Source organism: Stenotrophomonas sp. Steno-Z4 (genome assembly GCF_056393145.1).
The window spans coordinates 776365-791895 of record NZ_JBWJPC010000001.1; the positions used below are offsets into that span (position 1 = coordinate 776365).

Below are 15531 nucleotides of genomic sequence, written 5' to 3' on the forward strand. Positions count from 1 at the left end.
GTGGCGCTGTCCTACCTGGCCCTGGGCGATTCCTACACCATCGGTGAAGGCGTGGCCCCGGCCGGACGCTGGCCGGTACAGCTGGCGACGGCCTTGCAGGAAGCCGGCCACGTGGTGGCCGAGCCGCAGATCATCGCCACCACCGGCTGGACCACCGACGAGCTGGATTCCGGCATCGATGCGGCGGCCCCGACCGGGCCATTCGGGCTGGTGAGCCTGCTGATCGGGGTCAACGACCAGTACCGCGGCCGCAGCGTGGAGGAGTACCGCCCGCGCTTCACCGCCCTGCTGCAGCGCGCGCTCGGCTTTGCCGGGCAGCAGCGCCGGCGGGTGTTCGTGCTGTCCATTCCGGACTGGGGCGTGACCCCGTATGCGCGCGACAACAACCGCGATCCGGCACAGATCGCACGCGAGCTGGATGCCTACAATGCCGCGGCGCAGGCGATCTGTGCCGAGCACGCGGTGGCGTTCGTGGACATCACCGCGATCAGCCGCGAACGCGGTGCGCAACCTGACATGCTGGTCGACGATGGCCTGCACCCGTCGGCGGCGATGTATACCGAGTGGACGCGCCGGGCCTTCCCGGTCGTTCGCGCCCACCTGGATGATGAGGCAGCACGCTGAGCACGGACGCGTTACCACTGGCCAGGGAACAGGCCCACCGCATCGCCGATGCCTTCATGCCGGCGCAGCGCTTCGGCAACCGCCGCGATTACTACTACAGCCGGGGCAAGCTCGGCAGCGACCCGCTGTACCCGGGCGTGCTCGGCGCGCTCGCGCCCTGTTCGCTGCCGCTGCTGGACATCGGCTGCGGGCTGGGCCTGCTGGCCCATGTGCTGCGACAGAACCAGCGCACGCAGCCCTACCATGGCGTGGATATCGACGCGGACAAGATTGCCCGTGCACAGCGCGCCGGTGCGCGCGCGGCACTGCACGATGCGCGCTTCGACTGCGTGGATGCCAGCGCTTCCCTGCCCGACCACCACGGCAGCGTGGCGCTGCTGGACGTGCTGCAGTACCTGCCGGCCGACGCACAGCCGGTGCTGCTGCGTGAAGCGGCGGCACGGGTCGCACCCGGCGGGCGGCTGGTGATCCGCACCACGCTGGCCGACAACAGCGGGCGCGACCGCACGACGCGGATCACCGACATGCTGGCGCATCTGGTCGGCTGGATGGGCACGCGGCCCCGGCACTATCCCGATGCGGCCAGTGTGCGCGCACCGTTGGAGGCCGCCGGGCTGCAGTTGGAGATGACGCCGCTGTACGGCAATACGCCGTTCAACAACTGGCTGGTCACCGCCGAACGCGGGCAGCCGGCATGAACACGCCGCGCCCCCGCCATTCCGCGCTGGGCATCGCCGCGCTGGTGGTGAGCCTGGTGGCGCTGGTGCTGTTCGCGGTCACCGCGCATGTGGCCCACCTACCCCGCTATGCGGGCATGCACGAGGTGCCGGTGGCGGTGCTGGCGATGCTGTTCGTGGCGCTGGGCGTCACGGTGGTGGGCCTGCTGCTGGGCATCGGCAGCGCGCTGCAGCACCAGCGCCGCCGGGTCACCGGCGTGCTGGCGCTGGGGCTGTCGATCACCTTGTTGTGGGCGCAGGCGTCGCTGGGGAGCTGGATCCACCAGCAATGGGTGGATGCGCACCCGACAGCGGACGCAGAGGCAACGCCGCTCTGAGGCCACGGGCCTGGATGGCCTGCAACACCGCTTCGATGATCGCGAGGTTATGGCCGTGGGCGGCGCCTTCGTGGAGCAGCACGATCGCGCCCGGACGCAGCTGGGCGACGATGCGGTCGACCACGGCCTGCGGCTGGCAGTCCACGCCGTCGAAACCGCGCGCGCTCCAGCCCACCCGGGTCAGGCCCCAGCGCTTCAACGCGGGTGCCACGAACGGGTTGGTCATGCCCACCACCGAGCGGTACCAGCGCGGCGGGGTGCCGGCAATCCCGGTCAGGGTCTGCTGGCACTGCGCGATCTCGTCGGCCATGGCGGCCGGGCCGAGCCGCCAGAAGCGGGTCTGCGGATGGCGGTGGCTGTGGTTGCCCAGGTCGTGGCCCCGGGCCAGCACCTGGCGCACCCGTTCCGGCCGGGCGGCGGCGCGCTCGCCGACCATGAAGAAGGTGGCCTTGGCCTGGTAGCGGTCCAGCAGGTCCAGCACCGCCGGCGTCTCATCCGAGGGGCCGTCGTCGATGGTCAGCCAGACGTGTCCGGCCGGGGCCGGCAGGTGGCTCAGCACCGGGGCGTAGAAGCGGCTGTTGGGCAGGAACACCGGCACCAGGAACAGGGCGTGCGAGGCCACCATCAACGGCAGCCCGATGGCCCAGCCCCAGGCCCACCAGGCCAGCACCACCGCCAGCTGGGACAGCAGCAGCCAGGGCAGCCAGCGCCACGGGCGGCGGGGAATGCGATGCAACGTTTCCGGTACGGTCATGCCCCATGATGCCATGCCGCGTAGAATGTACGGTTCGAAACTCCGGACCCGACCACCATGTCCCTTGATCCTGCCCTGCGCTCGCGCATCGAATCCATTCTTACCGCCAACCGCGTCGTGCTGTTCATGAAGGGCCAGCCGACCATGCCGCAGTGCGGGTTCTCGGCCAAGGCCGTGGGCGCGCTGCAGGACCTGGGCGTGGAGTTCGCCCACGTCAACGTGCTGGCCGACCCGGAAATCCGCGAAGGCATCAAGGCCTACGGCGACTGGCCGACGATCCCGCAGCTGTACATCGACAGCGAACTGGTCGGCGGCAGCGACATCATCCTGCAGATGGCCAGCAGCGGTGAGCTGAGCAGCGTGCTGGGCCTGGCCGCGCCGGACCGTACCCCGCCGCGCATCACCGTGACCCCGGCCGCAGTGGAAATGCTGCGCGGTGCGCTGGCTGATGCACCGGGTGCCTCGCTGCAGCTGAGCATCGATGCCAGCTTCCAGCCGAACTTCCAGCTGGCCCCGCACGACGACAACGCGATTGCCGCCGAATCCAACGGCCTGCGCGTGCAGTTCGACCTGGCCAGCGCGCGCCGCGCCGAGGGCATCACCATCGACTGGGTGGACGACATCCGTGGCAAGGGCCTGGCCATCGACAACCCGAACGCACCGAAGGCCGTGCAGGAACTCGCCGTTCGTGACGCTGACGACCAGCGCCGCGCCGGCACCGTGACCATCGTGGACGTGCGCCCAGCGGACGAACGCGCGATTGCCGCGATCAACGCCCCGTTCGAAACCTTCGACGGCGACAACCGTGCCCGCCTAGAAGCGTTGCCCAAGGACACCCCGCTGGCGTTCCTGTGCCACCACGGTGGCCGCAGCGCGCAGGCGGCGGAACAGTTCCGTGCGCTGGGCTTCAGCAAGGTCTACAACATCACCGGCGGCATCGATGCCTGGTCGGATGCGGTGGACAACAGCGTGCCGAAGTACTGATCGCGGATTCAATCGCGATGAAAAAAACGCCGGCATTGCCGGCGTTTTTTTTGTTCAAACGGCTAGCCCGCAAACCCACCCTCGGCAAGATAATCCAGCTCCTCAGGCGTTGGCATCCGCCCGAGCACCGCGTTGCGGTGCGGGAAACGCCCGAAGCGGCGGATGATGTCGCGGTGCAGTTCGGCATACTGCAGGTATTCCTTGTCGCCCAGCACGTCGAACATGGCCACCGAACGTTCCTGGTCCTGCGGGTCTTCGGAATGCTCGAACGGCAGGTAGATGAAGGCGCGCAGCTTGGGCACCAGCTGCAGGTCCAGGCCTTCCTCCACCGCGCGCATGGCGTAGTGGCGGGCCAGGCCGTCGGTGGCGTAGGAATGGGCGGTGTCGCGGAAGCAGTTGCGCGGAAACTGGTCGAGCAGGATCATCAGCGCCAGCGCGCCATCGGCCGTTTCCAGCCAATGCTCGCGCGCACGGCGTGCGGCAGCGAAGTGTTCGTCGAGGAATGCCTCGCGGAAACGCGCATCGAACGCGTCATCGCGCGCGAACCACTGCTGCGGTCCCGCGTTGCGCCAGAATTCCACCACTTGTGCCGCCACGTCCATTCACTACCCCTGCGGGCGGCGCGCCATCCCGGCGCCCACCCATGCCATTACCATCATTCGTCAACGCGCAGGTGGCGGACCGACTTGCCGTTGCGCCGTATAAGCTTAAGCGCCTCGACACCGATCTGGATATGGTTTTCTTGGCAAGATGGCGGCGGACCGGGCATGCACTTGGCCACTTGGCAACGCGCCGGCCAGCGGCTAGCGTCGCGGGGGATCTTTCACGCCGCATCGGGGATGACATGCGTACACGATTGACCGCCGGGCTGGGCTTGGCGCTGTTCACCTTGGCTGCGCCTTCGGCGCCGGCAGCATCGCGCTTCACCCAGGACCCTTACCCCAGCACCTATGCGCCGATCACCTCGGCCCCGGTGCTGATCCGCAACGCCACCGTGCTTACCGGCACCGGCGCGCGCCTGGAGCAGGCCGACCTTCTGCTGCGCGATGGCCGCATCGCCGCGCTGGGCAGCGCGCTGGAGGCACCGGCCAACGCGGTGCAGGTCGATGGCACCGGCAAGTGGGTCACCCCCGGCATCATCGACGTGCATTCGCATCTGGGCGTGTATCCCAGCCCCGGGGTCGGCGCGCATGCGGATGGCAATGAAATGACTGCACCGGTGACCGCCAACGTGTGGGCCGAGCATTCGGTATGGCCGCAGGACCCGGGCTTTGCCGCCGCGCTGGCCGGCGGGGTGACCTCGATGCAGGTACTGCCCGGCTCGGCCAACCTGGTCGGCGGGCGCGGGGTGACCTTGAAGAACGTCCCGGCCACCACCTACCAGGCCATGAAGTTCCCCGGTGCGCCGTGGGGCCTGAAGATGGCCTGCGGCGAAAACCCCAAGCGGGTGTATGGCGGCGGCAAAGGCGTTGCGCCGGGTACGCGCATGGGCAACGTGGCCGGCTACCGCGCTGCCTTCATCGACGCCAGCGAATACCTGGCCAAGAACGCCCCGAAGAAGGTCAAGAAGAAGCGCTGGTTCGGCGGCAGCGACAAGGGCGACAGCGCCGGCGATACCGGTGGCAAGCGCGACCTGAAGCTCGACACGCTGGCCGGCGCCATCGACGGCGACATCCGCGTGCACATCCACTGCTACCGCGCCGATGAAATGGCCACCATGCTGGACCTGTCCAAGGAGTTCGGCTTCAAGATCGCCGCGTTCCACCACGGCGTGGAGGCCTACAAGCTGGCCGACCGGCTGGCCGCCGAAGGCGTCTGCGGTGCGCTCTGGGCCGACTGGTGGGGCTTCAAGATGGAAGCCTTCGACGGCATCCAGGAAAACATCGCGCTGGTGGACCGCCCGGCCAACAGCTGCGCGATCGTGCATTCGGATTCGCCCGAAGGCATCCAGCGGCTCAACCAGGAGGCGGCCAAGGTGATCGCCAACGCGCGCCGCGCCGGCATGCAGATCGCGCCCGAGCGCGCCATCGGCTGGCTGACCTTCAACGCCGCCCGCTCGCTGGGCGTGGAGAAGCAGACCGGCAGCCTGGAGGTGGGCAAGATGGGCGATGTGGTGGTGTGGAACGGCAGCCCCTTCAGTTCCTACGCGCTGGCCGAGAAGGTCTACATCGACGGCCACCAGGTCTACGACCGCCAGGACGTACGCCGGCAGCCACTGTCGGACTTCATGCTCGGCCAGGAGGCACGCCCATGACTGGCACCCGCGTACTACAGCGCAGCGTGCTGCTTCTTGCACTGCTTGGCGCCGCGCCGGCGAGCTGGGCGCAGGATCTGCTGATCCGCAATGCCACGGTACACACCGCCAGCGCGCGCGGCAGCCTGGAGCACGGCGATGTGCTGGTCCAGGGCGGCGTGATCCGCGCCGTGGGCACCGGATTGGTCGCGCCGGCCGGTGCCACCGTGGTGGAGGCCAACGGTCGCCCGCTCACCCCGGCGTTGTTTGGCGGCATCACCGACATCGGCATCGACGAAGTGTCCGGTGAGTCCACCACGGTGGACAGCGGCCTCAAGCTGGAAGACCAGCCGCTGCGCCCCGAATTCGACGTGACGCTGGCCTACAACCCGGCCTCGGTACTGATCCCGGTGGCACGGCTGGACGGCATCGGCTTCACCGCGCTGGGGGCCAACACCAGTGGCAGCTTCATCGCCGGACAGGGCGGGGTGATGCGGCTGGACGGCAGCGCCGATCCGATCGGCCCGCGCGCGCTGTTCATCCGGCTCGGCGCGTCCGGTGCCGAACTCACCGGCAGCTCGCGGGCGGCGCAGTGGATGCTGCTGGAGCAGATGGTGAGCGAAGCGCGCAACCGGGTGCCGGTCGATTCGCCGCATGCCCTGCTCACCCCCGCCGGCCGCGCCACGCTGGCCCGCTACCTGGCCGGCCAGGGGCGGCTGGTGGTGGAGGTGGACCGCGCGGCGGACATCCGCCAGCTGCTGCGCTGGGCGGCGCGCGAGAAGGTGAGCATCGCCATTGCCGGCGGTGCCGAAGCGTGGCGGGTGGCGCCGCTGTTGGCCCAGGCGAAGGTGCCGGTGTTCGTCGATGCGCTGGGCAACCTGCCCACCAGCTTCGACCAGCTCGGTGCGACCCTGGAAAATGCCGCGCGGCTGCACGCTGCCGGGGTGCAGGTCAGCTTCGCCCAGCGCGACGATGCCTCGCACAACGCGCGCAAGATGCGGCAGCTGGCCGGTAATGCCGTGGCCAACGGCCTGCCCTGGCAGGATGGCCTGGCCGGGCTGACCCGGGTACCGGCGCAGGTGCTGGGCGTGGGTGACACGCTGGGCAGCATCGAGCCGGGCAAGCTGGCCGACCTGGTGCTGTGGGAAGGCGACCCGCTGGACGTGGGCCACTACGCCGAGCAGGTCTGGCTGGGGGGCCGTGCCATGCCGATGCGCTCGCGCCAGACCGAACTGCGCGACCGCTACGCCGCCCCGGCCACCCGCGAACCCAGGGCGTATTCGCGATAAGGTCCGCTCACCCACCCGTAGAGCCAGGCCCTGCCTGGCTGCACCGCCAAGGAACGTCATGACCCTGCGCTGGTACTTCGATTTCGTCTCACCGTTCGCCTACCTGCACTGGCAGCAGCTGAAAACGCTGCCGCAGTTCGAGCGCATCACCCCGGTGCCGATCGCGCTGGGCGCGGTGCTGCACCACCTGGGCAACCTGGGCCCGGCCGAAATCCCGGCCAAGCGTCGCTTCACCTACCGCCAGGTGCTGTGGCAGGCGCAGCAGCAGGGCGTGCCGCTGCGCTTCCCGCCCGGCCACCCGTTCAACCCGCTGGCGGCCCTGCGCCTGTGCCTGGCGGCGGACGCCACGCCGGCGTCGGTGGACATCCTGTTCAACTGGATCTGGCGCGACGGCCGCGCGGCCGATACGCCACAGGCCTTGGCGCTGCCGGCGGCAATGCTGGACGTGCGCGACGTCGTGGTCGCCGTCTCGGCGCCGTCGGTCAAGGAACAGCTGCGCCAGAACACCGAGGCGGCCATCGCTGCCGGTGTGTTCGGGGTCCCCACCCTGTCCATCGATGGCGAGCTGTTCTGGGGCAACGAAAGCCACGCGCTGATGGCCGCGGTGCTGGCCGATCCCGGTCTGCTGCAGCAGCCGGAATGGCAGCGGATCGACACGCTGCCGGTGGCGGTGGAGCGCAGCCGGCCAAGCTGACCGGCGTGGTCAGGCAGCCGGACGCGATTTGAGATAGCTTTCACACTTTCGAACGGACACCCTGCCTGGAGGGGGCAAACAGGATGCGCATCGGAATCGTGGTCGACTCTGCCTGTGATCTACCGCAGGACTTCATCCAGCAGCACAACATCGTGCTGCTGCCCATCACCGTCCGGATTGGCGAGGCCGTGCTGGCCGACCACCGCGACGAACAGGCCACCCTGAGTTTCCTGCACGCCCACGTGGCCGAGCATGGCGCCGAGGCCGAAACCATTCCCTTCAGCGTGGTGCAGATCCGTGATCTGTTCCTGGGCAAGCTGGTGATCGATTACGACCATGTGTTCTGCATGACGATCACCAAGACCCGCAGCCCGATCCACGACAACGCGATGCAGGCCAGCTTCGCCATCCTCAACGACTACAAGCCGGTGCGCCAGGCGGCGGGTCACAACTCGCCGTTCGCGCTGCGCGTGCTGGACACCCAGAACCTGTTCGCCGCGCAGGGCGTGACTGCAGTGGAAGCGGTGCGCCTGCGCGACAGCGGCGCCGGCGTGCAGCAGATCCGCGAGCGGCTGGAGCAGCTGGCCTTGAACGTGCACGGGTACATGGTCACCCGCGACCTGTATTACATGCGCGCCCGCGCCCGCCACAAGGGCGACCGCAGCGTGGGACTGATCAGCGCGGCGCTGGGCAGCGCGCTGGACATCAAGCCGGTGCTGCACGGCTACCGCGGCACCACCGGCCCGGTGGCCAAGATCAAGGGCTTCGACAATGCGGTGCAGAAGCTGTTCGACTTCGTCGGCCAGCGGGTCAAGGGCGGCCTGATGACGCCCACGGTGTGCGTGAGCTATGGCGGCGAACTGGCCGACCTGCAGGCGCTGCCGGGCTATGCCAGCCTGCGCGAGACCTGCAAGGCGCACGGGGTGGACGTGTACGAATCGGTGATGAGCCTGACCGGCATGGTCAACGTGGGCAAGGGCGCGGTCACGATTGGTTTTGCCGACGAACCGCACACCTTCAGCGCTTGAGCCAGCGGACGAGCGGCCGGTTTCTGCACACCGATTCCACCGTGCATCTGCCAGCCTTGGCGCATTCAACGGAGACCACCATGTCGCAGTATTTCATCAGCCTGCCGGACCCTTCCAAGGCACACGGCAACGATCCCGATCTTTCTTTCCGTTCGCAGAGCGCCGGCGGTTTCGCCGAGGAGCTGCAGGCCGCGCTGCGCACCACCGGCCTGTTCGACCGCTGGCGCTCCAAGCAGCCGGATCCCGATGCCGTCGAGCCGCAGTGGGGTGCAACCGACCCGAATGCGACCGTGACGGGTGAGCAGAAGGACCTGCGCATCAACCTGGTGGTCAGCACCACCATCAACAGCGATGTGCTGAAGGAGCGGCTGCGCCTGCTCGCCGGCCACCACTGGGAACTGCGCGACGTCCGGTAAAAACCGACCCGACCGGCGACGCCACCACATCGCGTTGCCGGTCAGCTGCCCGTCAGGCATTTCACAGGGCCTGTGCAGCGCGCTCCGGCATGGTGGGGTTGAACCTGCCCTGGAGTATTCGATGCCGCTGCGCCTGCCTGCTTCCGCTTCCCTGCTTGCCCTTGCCCTGGCCGCCGCAACCCCGGCACTGGCACAGACACCGGCTACCCTGCCCGCGCCCATCGCTGAAGACGGCGCCGTGGCCACCGGCCCGCGCTCGGACCTGCATGCGCAGGTGCTGCTGGACCGGGCGCACTTTTCGCCGGGACAGATCGACGGCATGGTGGGCTCCAACCAGAAGCGCGCGGTGGCCGGTTTCCAGGCCGCACGTGGCCTGAAGGTGACCGGCGAGCTGGACGACGCCACCTGGCAGGCGCTGCAGCCGGACAGCACGCCGCCTTTGGTCAGCTATACCCTCGCCGCCGAAGACGTGGCGGGCCCCTTCCAGCCGATTCCGAAGCAGCCTGCCGAGCAGGCCAAGCTCAAGGCAATGGGCTTCACCTCGGTAGGCGAGGCACTCGGCGAGCGCTTCCATGCCGATCCCAAGCTGCTGCAGGCGCTCAACCCGGGCGTGGACCTGGGCAAGGCCGGCAGCACGATCCAGGTGCCGAACATCGCTCCTGCTGCGCTGCCGAAGGCGGCCAAGCTGGTCATCGACAAGTCCGATTCGACGCTGCGCCTGTATGACGCGCAGGGCAAGGTGTACGCGCAGTTCCCGGTGTCGTCGGGCAGCCAGCACGACCCGCTGCCGATCGGCGAATGGAAGATCCTGGGCATCTCCCGCGATCCGCCGTTCCACTACAACCCCAAGCTGTTCTGGGATGCCAAGGCCGGCGACCGCAAGGCCACCCTGCCGCCCGGCCCGAACAATCCGGTGGGGCCGGTCTGGATCGATATTTCCAAACCGCATTACGGCCTGCATGGCACCCCCGAACCGGGCCACGTGGGCAAGACCGAATCGCACGGCTGCGTGCGGATGACCAACTGGGACGCGCTGCAGGTGGCCGATGCGGTGGACGCCTCGGTGCCCGTGGTGATGCAGGAGTAAACGACGATGCTGACGCGATTGCTGGCACTGGGTGTGGTGATTGGCGTGGCCGGGTGGTGGTTGCTGGCGTCCGGGAATGATGTCCCGGAGAAGGCGGCTGCGGCGCAGGTGGTGGCCGCGCCGGTGGCAGCGGCGCCCGTGGCTGAAAGCCGCCAGACAGGGACTGGCGCACCCAGGGCGGATCTGGTCGCACCTGCTGAAGGCACCCAGGCAGGGCCAGGCACTGCCGCAACCCCGTCGGGGCTGCTGTTGCCGGTGCAGGGGATCACGGCCGCGCAGCTGCAGGACACCTTTACCGATGCGCGCAGCCAGGGCCGGGTGCACGATGCCATCGATATCCTGGCCGCCGAGGGCACGCCGGTGCTGGCGGTGGCCGATGGCACCATCGAGAAGCTGTTCGACAGCGAACGCGGCGGGCTGACCGTGTACCAGTTCGAGCCGGGCGGCACCTACTGCTACTACTACGCCCACCTGCAGCGCTACGCCGACGGGCTGGCCGAGAAGCAGGCGGTCAAGCGCGGCGACGTGATCGGCTATGTCGGGCATACCGGCAACGCCAGCCCGGACGCCCCCCACCTGCACTTCGAGATCCACCGGTTGGGCCCGGAGAAGCAGTGGTGGAAGGGCGAGTCGCTCAATCCTTACCCGGTGCTGCGCGGTGAGCAGGCCCTGCCCTGAGCCCTGCCCGGCCGGCGTGGCTGAACCGGGATGGGGTGCGCAATTGGCCCGGCCGCCGCGAAGGTGCGAGAATCGCCGGCCCTCCCTTGCCGGTTGGCGCGTTGGCGCCGCCCTCCTGACCGAGATTACGTGAAGACCCCCGAAAGCCTGCAGGCGCTGATCGAAGACGGCGTGATCGACGAAGTACTGCGCCCGCTCAAGAGCGGCAAGGAAGCGGCCGTGTACGTCGTACGCAGCGGCGACGACGTGCGCTGCGCCAAGGTATACAAGGACATGGCCCAGCGCAGCTTCCAGCAGCGCGTGCAGTACCAGGAAGGCCGCAAGGTGCGGGGCAGCCGCGAGGCGCGCGCGGTGGGCAAGGCCAGCAAGTACGGCCGCAAGCAGCAGGAAACCGCCTGGAAGAACACCGAGGTCGATGCGCTGTACCAGCTGCGCGATGCCGGCGTGCGCGTGCCCGAGCCGCATGGGTACTTCCACGGCGTGCTGGTGATGGAACTGGTGACCGATGCCGAAGGCTTCTCCGCCGCGCGCTTGGGCGAGGTCGAACTGGAGCCGGACCAGGCCCGTGAGTTCCACCGGATCCTGGTGCGCCAGGTGGTCCTGATGCTGTGCTGCGGCCTGATCCACGGCGATCTGTCGCCGTACAACGTGCTGGTAGGCCCCGATGGCCCGGTGGTGATCGACTTCCCGCAGGTGGTGAGCGCCGGGGGCAACAACGCCGCGCGCAGCATGCTGCTGCGCGACGTCAACAACCTCACCGCCTACCTGGGGCGCTCGGCCCCGGAGCTGCTGGACACCTGGTACGGCGAAGAGATGTGGGCGTTGTTCGAGGCCGGTGACCTGCTGCCGGACAGCCCGCTGACCGGTGAATTCGTCCACGACGAATCCACCATCGACCTGGACAGCGTCCGCCACGCCATCAACGATGCGCGCGAAGAAGCGCTGATCCGCCAGCAGGGCCGCGAAGCGGCGGAAGAAGAAGACGCGTAAGCGTCAGGCGTACAACGCCTTGGCGTGATACGCGATGTGCTCGCCAATGAACGTACCGATGAAGTAGTAGCTGTGGTCATACCCCGGCTGCATCCGCAGTTGCAGCGGATGCCCTGCCGCGGTGCACGCAGCCTGCAGCCACTGCGGCTGCAGCTGGCTGTCCAGGAACTCATCGCCTGCGCCCTGGTCGACCAGCAGCGGCAGCTTTTCGGCGGCCGTGGCCACCAGTTCGCTGGCATCCCACTGCGTCCAGCCGCTGCGATCCTCGCCCAGGTACGCGCCGAAGGCCTTCTGCCCCCACGGCACCCGGGTCGGGGCCACGATCGGCGAGAACGCCGAGACGCTGCGGTAGCGCCCCGGATTGCGCAGCGCGATCACCAGCGCGCCATGCCCGCCCATCGAATGCCCGCTGATGCTGCGCACGCCGGTGGCCGGCAGGTGCGCCTCGATCAGCGCCGGCAGCTCGTCGACGATGTAGTCGTGCATGCGGTAGTGCGCCGCCCAGGGCTGCTCGGTGGCATTGAGGTAGAACCCCGCGCCCTTGCCCAGGTCGTAGCCCTCGGCATCGGCCACATCATCGCCGCGCGGGCTGGTATCGGGCGCAACCAGGATCACGCCATGTTCCGCCGCATATCGCTGCGCGCCGGCCTTGGTGATGAAGTTCTGCTCGGTACAGGTCAGCCCGCTCAGCCAATACAGCACCGGCAGCTTCTGCGTGGCCGCCTGCGGCGGCAGGTACACGGCCACCTTCATTTCGCAGTTGAGCACCGCCGAGCGGTGCTGGTACACGTCCTGCCAACCGCCGAAGGCGGCGCGGTGTTCGATGCGTTCCATGGGCATTCCCGCCGTGATCAGTAGTGGACGACCGAGCGGATCGACTTGCCTTCATGCATCAGGTCGAAGGCTTCGTTGATCGCTTCCAGGCCCATGGTGTGGGTGACGAACGGCGCCAGTTCGATATCGCCCCTCATCGCATCTTCAACCATGCCCGGCAGCTGGCTGCGACCCTTGACGCCACCGAAGGCAGTGCCCTTCCACGAGCGGCCGGTGACCAGCTGGAACGGGCGGGTGGAGATTTCCTGGCCCGAGCCGGCCACACCGATGATCACCGACTGGCCCCAGCCACGGTGCGCGCATTCCAGCGCCGCACGCATCACGTTGACGTTGCCGATGCATTCGAAGGTGTGGTCCACGCCCCAGGTCGTCATTTCCACGATGACCTGCTGGATCGGCTTGTCGAAGTCCTTCGGGTTGATGCAGTCGGTGGCGCCGAACTGCTTGGCCAGCTCGAACTTGGACGGGTTGGTATCGATGGCGAAGATGCGGCCGGCCTTGGCCTGGCGCGCGCCCTGGATCACTGCCAGGCCAATGCCGCCCAGCCCGAACACGGCCACCGAATCGCCTTCCTGCACCTTGGCGGTGTTGTGGACCGCGCCGATGCCGGTGGTGACGCCGCAGCCCAGCAGGCACACGTGTTCCGGGTTGGCCTCCGGGTTGATCTTCGCCAGCGAGACTTCGGCCACCACGGTGTACTCACTGAAGGTCGAGCAGCCCATGTAGTGGTAGATCGGCTGGCCGTTGTAGGAGAAGCGGGTGGTGCCATCGGGCATCACGCCCTTGCCCTGGGTGGCGCGCACGGCCACGCACAGGTTGGTCTTGCCCGAGGTACAGAACAGGCACTCACCACATTCGGCGGTGTACAGCGGAATGACGTGGTCGCCCGGCTTGACGCTGGTCACGCCCTCGCCCACTTCCACCACGATGCCGGCGCCTTCATGGCCCAGCACGGCCGGGAACAGGCCCTCCGGATCATCGCCGGACAGGGTGAAGGCATCGGTGTGGCAGACCCCGGTGTGGGTGATGCGCACCAGCACTTCGCCCTTCTGCGGCGGGGCAACGTCGATTTCGACGATCTTCAGCGGTTCGCCAGCGGCGAAGGCAACGGCAGCACGGGATTTCATGGGGAGGGCTCCAGGACAGATGACAGGGCGGGACAGCGCGCGGCAGGACGCGCGCTTACTTCAGGTAGGAACGGATCAGCGCGCTCATGTCGCGCACGCGCTCGGCACGCTGCGCATCGGACTGCGCCGGCTGGCCGAATTCTTCGCGCAGGTGGGCTTCCATCACCTCGGACATCAGCCCGTTGACGGCGCCACGGATGGCGGCGATCTGCTGCAGCACCGGGCCGCACTCGGCGCCGGCTTCCAGCGCGCGGTCCAGCGCATCGCACTGGCCGCGGATGCGCCGCACCCGGGCCAGGACCTTCTTCTTTTCTTCCGGGGAATGCGGCACGGCAGCGCGACCAGAGAACTATACTGGGGGATAGTATACACAGATCGAATCCGGGTGCTGCACGAGGCCGTCACGGCCGTCCATGGATGCTCGTTCCAACCCCACCCCACCCGGACCGACGATGCCCGACGCCCCCTCCTTCGTTGTCCGCTCCTTCGAAGCCAACTACGCCGCGTCCGGCAGTGTCGAGCGGATCCTGTCGCTGACCGTTGACTGCAATTGCGGTACGACCTCCTCCTGCGGATCCAGCCAGCTGATCCACCTGCCCGGTGGCGCGCTGTTCCGCTGCGAACAGTGCGGCTCGCACCAGGCCATCAGCCACGCACGACTCGATGCCAGTACCGCCCCGGCACCGGTGCTGCGCGACAGCGCCATGCGCCGCAGGGCACCGATGGTCACCATCCGCTTCTGAGCGGCGCCCTGCACTCGGAAGGCACGCCATGGCCAAGCCGTCCGGCTCCCGTCTTGTTGTCTACGCCGCGCTGGTCGGCAACCTGTGCATCGCCATCGCCAAGTTCGTCGCGGCCGGGCTTTCCGGCAGTTCGGCGATGCTCAGCGAGGGCGTGCACTCGCTGGTCGACACCACCAATGAACTCCTGCTGCTGTACGGCCTGCACCGCGCCGACAAGAAGCCCGACACCCTGCACCCGTTCGGCTATGGCCGTGAGCTGTACTTCTGGAGCTTCATCGTGGCGCTGCTGGTGTTCGCCGCCGGTGCGGGGGTTTCGGCCTACGAGGGCATCCAGCACATCCGCCACCCGGAACCGGCCACCAACCACACGGTGAGCTACGTGGTGCTGGGTATCTCGTTCGTGTTCGAGGGCGTTTCCTGGTGGGTGGCGCTGCGCGAATTCCGCGCGACCAAGGGGTCGCAGGGCTATTTCGAAGCCTTCCGGCGCAGCAAGGACCCCACCACCTTCACCGTGTTGCTGGAAGACAGCGCCGCGTTGCTCGGCCTGGCGTTCGCCGCCATCGGCCTGGCCGCGGCGCAATGGCTCGACATGCCGGTCCTCGACGGCGTGGCCTCGCTGTGCATTGCCGGCGTCCTGGCCGCCACCGCGTTCCTGCTGGCGCGCGAGACCAAGGGGCTGCTGGTCGGCGAGCCGGCCCACCCGCACGTGGCACAGCGCATCATGGCCGTGGCCAACACCGATGCGGACCTGCGCAACGCCAACGGGGTGACCACCATGCAGATGGGCCCGGACCAGGTGGTGGCGATGCTGAGCGCCGAATTCGAGGACGACCGCACCACCCCGCAGATCGAGGCGTGCATCACGCGTATCGAACGCGCGGTCAAACAGGAGTACCCGGAGCTGGTGGCGCTGTTCGTCAAGCCCCAGACGCCGGAGGTGTACCACGCGCGGCGCGCGGCGTTGGGCGACCCGGGATGAAGCCTTCAGCTCGCGCG

General features: G+C 68.3%; 19 protein-coding genes and 1 pseudogene. 14 read left to right on the plus strand and 6 right to left on the minus strand.

All coding sequences use genetic code 11. The features are described 5' to 3' along the window. From AC06E7_RS03410 to AC06E7_RS03420, 3 genes are read left to right on the plus strand one after another with little or no spacing between them, the layout of a single operon-like run. A complete protein-coding gene (locus tag AC06E7_RS03410) occupies nt 1–624 on the plus strand; it encodes an SGNH/GDSL hydrolase family protein (RefSeq protein ID WP_336442586.1) in 624 nt (207 codons plus the stop codon). A 56-nt stretch (nt 625–680) separates the two neighbouring features. After that, a complete protein-coding gene (locus tag AC06E7_RS03415; RefSeq protein ID WP_083214206.1) occupies nt 681–1322 on the plus strand; it encodes a methyltransferase domain-containing protein in 642 nt (213 codons plus the stop codon). Beyond that, nucleotides 1319–1678 (plus strand): hypothetical protein, encoded by a 360-nt coding sequence (locus AC06E7_RS03420; protein WP_478062994.1) that lies wholly within the window; start codon nt 1319–1321, stop codon nt 1676–1678. Before AC06E7_RS03415 ends, AC06E7_RS03420 begins: the two co-directional genes overlap by 4 nt. Here the strand turns inward: AC06E7_RS03420 and AC06E7_RS03425 are convergent. After that, nucleotides 1581–2432, minus strand: coding sequence for a polysaccharide deacetylase family protein (locus tag AC06E7_RS03425; RefSeq protein WP_478062996.1), 852 nt, complete (start codon nt 2430–2432; stop codon nt 1581–1583). The genes AC06E7_RS03420 and AC06E7_RS03425 overlap by 98 nt on opposite strands. Nucleotides 2433–2489: 57 nt before the next feature. On the opposite strand from AC06E7_RS03425, the gene grxD reads away from it, so the two are divergent. Beyond that, nucleotides 2490–3416, plus strand: coding sequence for a Grx4 family monothiol glutaredoxin (grxD, locus tag AC06E7_RS03430; protein ID WP_095362912.1), 927 nt, complete (start codon nt 2490–2492; stop codon nt 3414–3416). Nucleotides 3417–3478: 62 nt separating this feature from the next. Here grxD and AC06E7_RS03435 read toward each other — a convergent pair whose 3' ends face one another. Both AC06E7_RS03435 and AC06E7_RS03440 read right to left on the minus strand, forming a co-directional pair. Then, nucleotides 3479–4018, minus strand: coding sequence for a DUF924 family protein (locus AC06E7_RS03435; protein WP_095362913.1), 540 nt, complete (start codon nt 4016–4018; stop codon nt 3479–3481). Between the two features lie 53 nt (nt 4019–4071). Then, a pseudogene (locus AC06E7_RS03440) lies at nt 4072–4158 on the minus strand (AMP nucleosidase); the annotation flags it as partial. 102 nt (nt 4159–4260) lie between these two features. On the opposite strand from AC06E7_RS03440, the gene AC06E7_RS03445 reads away from it, so the two are divergent. The 8 genes from AC06E7_RS03445 (at nt 4261) to AC06E7_RS03480 (ending at nt 11831) form a co-directional block, all read left to right on the plus strand. Then, nucleotides 4261–5670, plus strand: coding sequence for an amidohydrolase (locus tag AC06E7_RS03445; RefSeq protein ID WP_306987562.1), 1410 nt, complete (start codon nt 4261–4263; stop codon nt 5668–5670). Then, nucleotides 5667–6938 carry an amidohydrolase family protein gene (locus AC06E7_RS03450; RefSeq protein WP_478062999.1) on the plus strand — a complete coding sequence of 424 codons (1272 nt, stop codon included), beginning with the start codon at nt 5667–5669 and terminating at the stop codon, nt 6936–6938. Before AC06E7_RS03445 ends, AC06E7_RS03450 begins: the two co-directional genes overlap by 4 nt. A 58-nt stretch (nt 6939–6996) precedes the next feature. Next, nucleotides 6997–7632, plus strand: a complete 636-nt coding sequence (locus tag AC06E7_RS03455) for a DsbA family protein (RefSeq protein ID WP_478063000.1) — start codon at nt 6997–6999, stop codon at nt 7630–7632. Between the two features lie 83 nt (nt 7633–7715). Then, on the plus strand, nt 7716–8660 hold the full coding sequence (locus AC06E7_RS03460; RefSeq protein ID WP_068853977.1) for a DegV family protein: 945 nt from the start codon (nt 7716–7718) through the stop codon (nt 8658–8660). Between the two features lie 80 nt (nt 8661–8740). After that, nucleotides 8741–9076, plus strand: a complete 336-nt coding sequence (locus AC06E7_RS03465) for a hypothetical protein (protein WP_478063001.1) — start codon at nt 8741–8743, stop codon at nt 9074–9076. Nucleotides 9077–9197: 121 nt separating this feature from the next. Next, nucleotides 9198–10163, plus strand: coding sequence for a L,D-transpeptidase family protein (locus AC06E7_RS03470; RefSeq protein WP_478063002.1), 966 nt, complete (start codon nt 9198–9200; stop codon nt 10161–10163). Nucleotides 10164–10169: 6 nt separating this feature from the next. Then, the gene (locus AC06E7_RS03475) at nt 10170–10841 is read left to right on the plus strand and encodes a M23 family metallopeptidase (RefSeq protein WP_478063003.1); all 672 of its coding nucleotides are present in this window, start codon (nt 10170–10172) and stop codon (nt 10839–10841) included. A 129-nt stretch (nt 10842–10970) separates the two neighbouring features. Then, entirely contained in the window at nt 10971–11831 is an 861-nt protein-coding gene (locus tag AC06E7_RS03480) for a PA4780 family RIO1-like protein kinase (protein WP_068853981.1), read from the plus strand. A 3-nt stretch (nt 11832–11834) separates the two neighbouring features. On the opposite strand, the gene fghA is transcribed toward AC06E7_RS03480, so the two are convergent. From fghA to frmR, 3 genes are read right to left on the minus strand one after another with little or no spacing between them, the layout of a single operon-like run. Then, complete coding sequence (gene fghA / locus AC06E7_RS03485) at nt 11835–12665, minus strand: S-formylglutathione hydrolase (RefSeq protein ID WP_068853982.1); 831 nt, start codon at nt 12663–12665, stop codon at nt 11835–11837. 17 nt (nt 12666–12682) lie between these two features. Continuing rightward, nucleotides 12683–13792 carry an S-(hydroxymethyl)glutathione dehydrogenase/class III alcohol dehydrogenase gene (locus AC06E7_RS03490; RefSeq protein WP_478063005.1) on the minus strand — a complete coding sequence of 370 codons (1110 nt, stop codon included), beginning with the start codon at nt 13790–13792 and terminating at the stop codon, nt 12683–12685. Between the two features lie 55 nt (nt 13793–13847). Then, entirely contained in the window at nt 13848–14123 is a 276-nt protein-coding gene (gene frmR / locus AC06E7_RS03495; protein WP_068853984.1) for a formaldehyde-responsive transcriptional repressor FrmR, read from the minus strand. Between the two features lie 121 nt (nt 14124–14244). Here frmR and AC06E7_RS03500 point away from each other — a divergent pair, with 121 nt between their 5' ends. Both AC06E7_RS03500 and AC06E7_RS03505 read left to right on the plus strand, forming a co-directional pair. Continuing rightward, on the plus strand, nt 14245–14535 hold the full coding sequence (locus AC06E7_RS03500; RefSeq protein ID WP_478063007.1) for a hypothetical protein: 291 nt from the start codon (nt 14245–14247) through the stop codon (nt 14533–14535). 28 nt (nt 14536–14563) lie between these two features. Continuing rightward, nucleotides 14564–15514, plus strand: a complete 951-nt coding sequence (locus AC06E7_RS03505; protein WP_095362922.1) for a cation diffusion facilitator family transporter — start codon at nt 14564–14566, stop codon at nt 15512–15514. The last annotated feature ends 17 nt before the right edge of the window (nt 15515–15531 follow it).

Excerpts from the sequence above, each read along its gene's own strand:
- AC06E7_RS03415 (WP_083214206.1), top strand. The coding sequence starts at position 681 with ATGCCGGCGCAGCGCTTCGGCAACCGCCGCGATTACTACTACAGCCGG.
- AC06E7_RS03420 (WP_478062994.1), top strand. The coding sequence starts at position 1,319 with ATGAACACGCCGCGCCCCCGCCATTCCGCGCTGGGCATCGCCGCGCTG.
- AC06E7_RS03425 (WP_478062996.1), bottom strand. The coding sequence starts at position 2,432 with ATGACCGTACCGGAAACGTTGCATCGCATTCCCCGCCGCCCGTGGCGC.
- grxD (WP_095362912.1), top strand. The coding sequence starts at position 2,490 with ATGTCCCTTGATCCTGCCCTGCGCTCGCGCATCGAATCCATTCTTACC.
- AC06E7_RS03435 (WP_095362913.1), bottom strand. The coding sequence starts at position 4,018 with ATGGACGTGGCGGCACAAGTGGTGGAATTCTGGCGCAACGCGGGACCG.
- AC06E7_RS03445 (WP_306987562.1), top strand. The coding sequence starts at position 4,261 with ATGCGTACACGATTGACCGCCGGGCTGGGCTTGGCGCTGTTCACCTTG.
- AC06E7_RS03450 (WP_478062999.1), top strand. The coding sequence starts at position 5,667 with ATGACTGGCACCCGCGTACTACAGCGCAGCGTGCTGCTTCTTGCACTG.
- AC06E7_RS03455 (WP_478063000.1), top strand. The coding sequence starts at position 6,997 with ATGACCCTGCGCTGGTACTTCGATTTCGTCTCACCGTTCGCCTACCTG.
- AC06E7_RS03460 (WP_068853977.1), top strand. The coding sequence starts at position 7,716 with ATGCGCATCGGAATCGTGGTCGACTCTGCCTGTGATCTACCGCAGGAC.
- AC06E7_RS03465 (WP_478063001.1), top strand. The coding sequence starts at position 8,741 with ATGTCGCAGTATTTCATCAGCCTGCCGGACCCTTCCAAGGCACACGGC.
- AC06E7_RS03470 (WP_478063002.1), top strand. The coding sequence starts at position 9,198 with ATGCCGCTGCGCCTGCCTGCTTCCGCTTCCCTGCTTGCCCTTGCCCTG.
- AC06E7_RS03475 (WP_478063003.1), top strand. The coding sequence starts at position 10,170 with ATGCTGACGCGATTGCTGGCACTGGGTGTGGTGATTGGCGTGGCCGGG.
- fghA (WP_068853982.1), bottom strand. The coding sequence starts at position 12,665 with ATGGAACGCATCGAACACCGCGCCGCCTTCGGCGGTTGGCAGGACGTG.
- AC06E7_RS03490 (WP_478063005.1), bottom strand. The coding sequence starts at position 13,792 with ATGAAATCCCGTGCTGCCGTTGCCTTCGCCGCTGGCGAACCGCTGAAG.
- AC06E7_RS03500 (WP_478063007.1), top strand. The coding sequence starts at position 14,245 with ATGCCCGACGCCCCCTCCTTCGTTGTCCGCTCCTTCGAAGCCAACTAC.
- AC06E7_RS03505 (WP_095362922.1), top strand. The coding sequence starts at position 14,564 with ATGGCCAAGCCGTCCGGCTCCCGTCTTGTTGTCTACGCCGCGCTGGTC.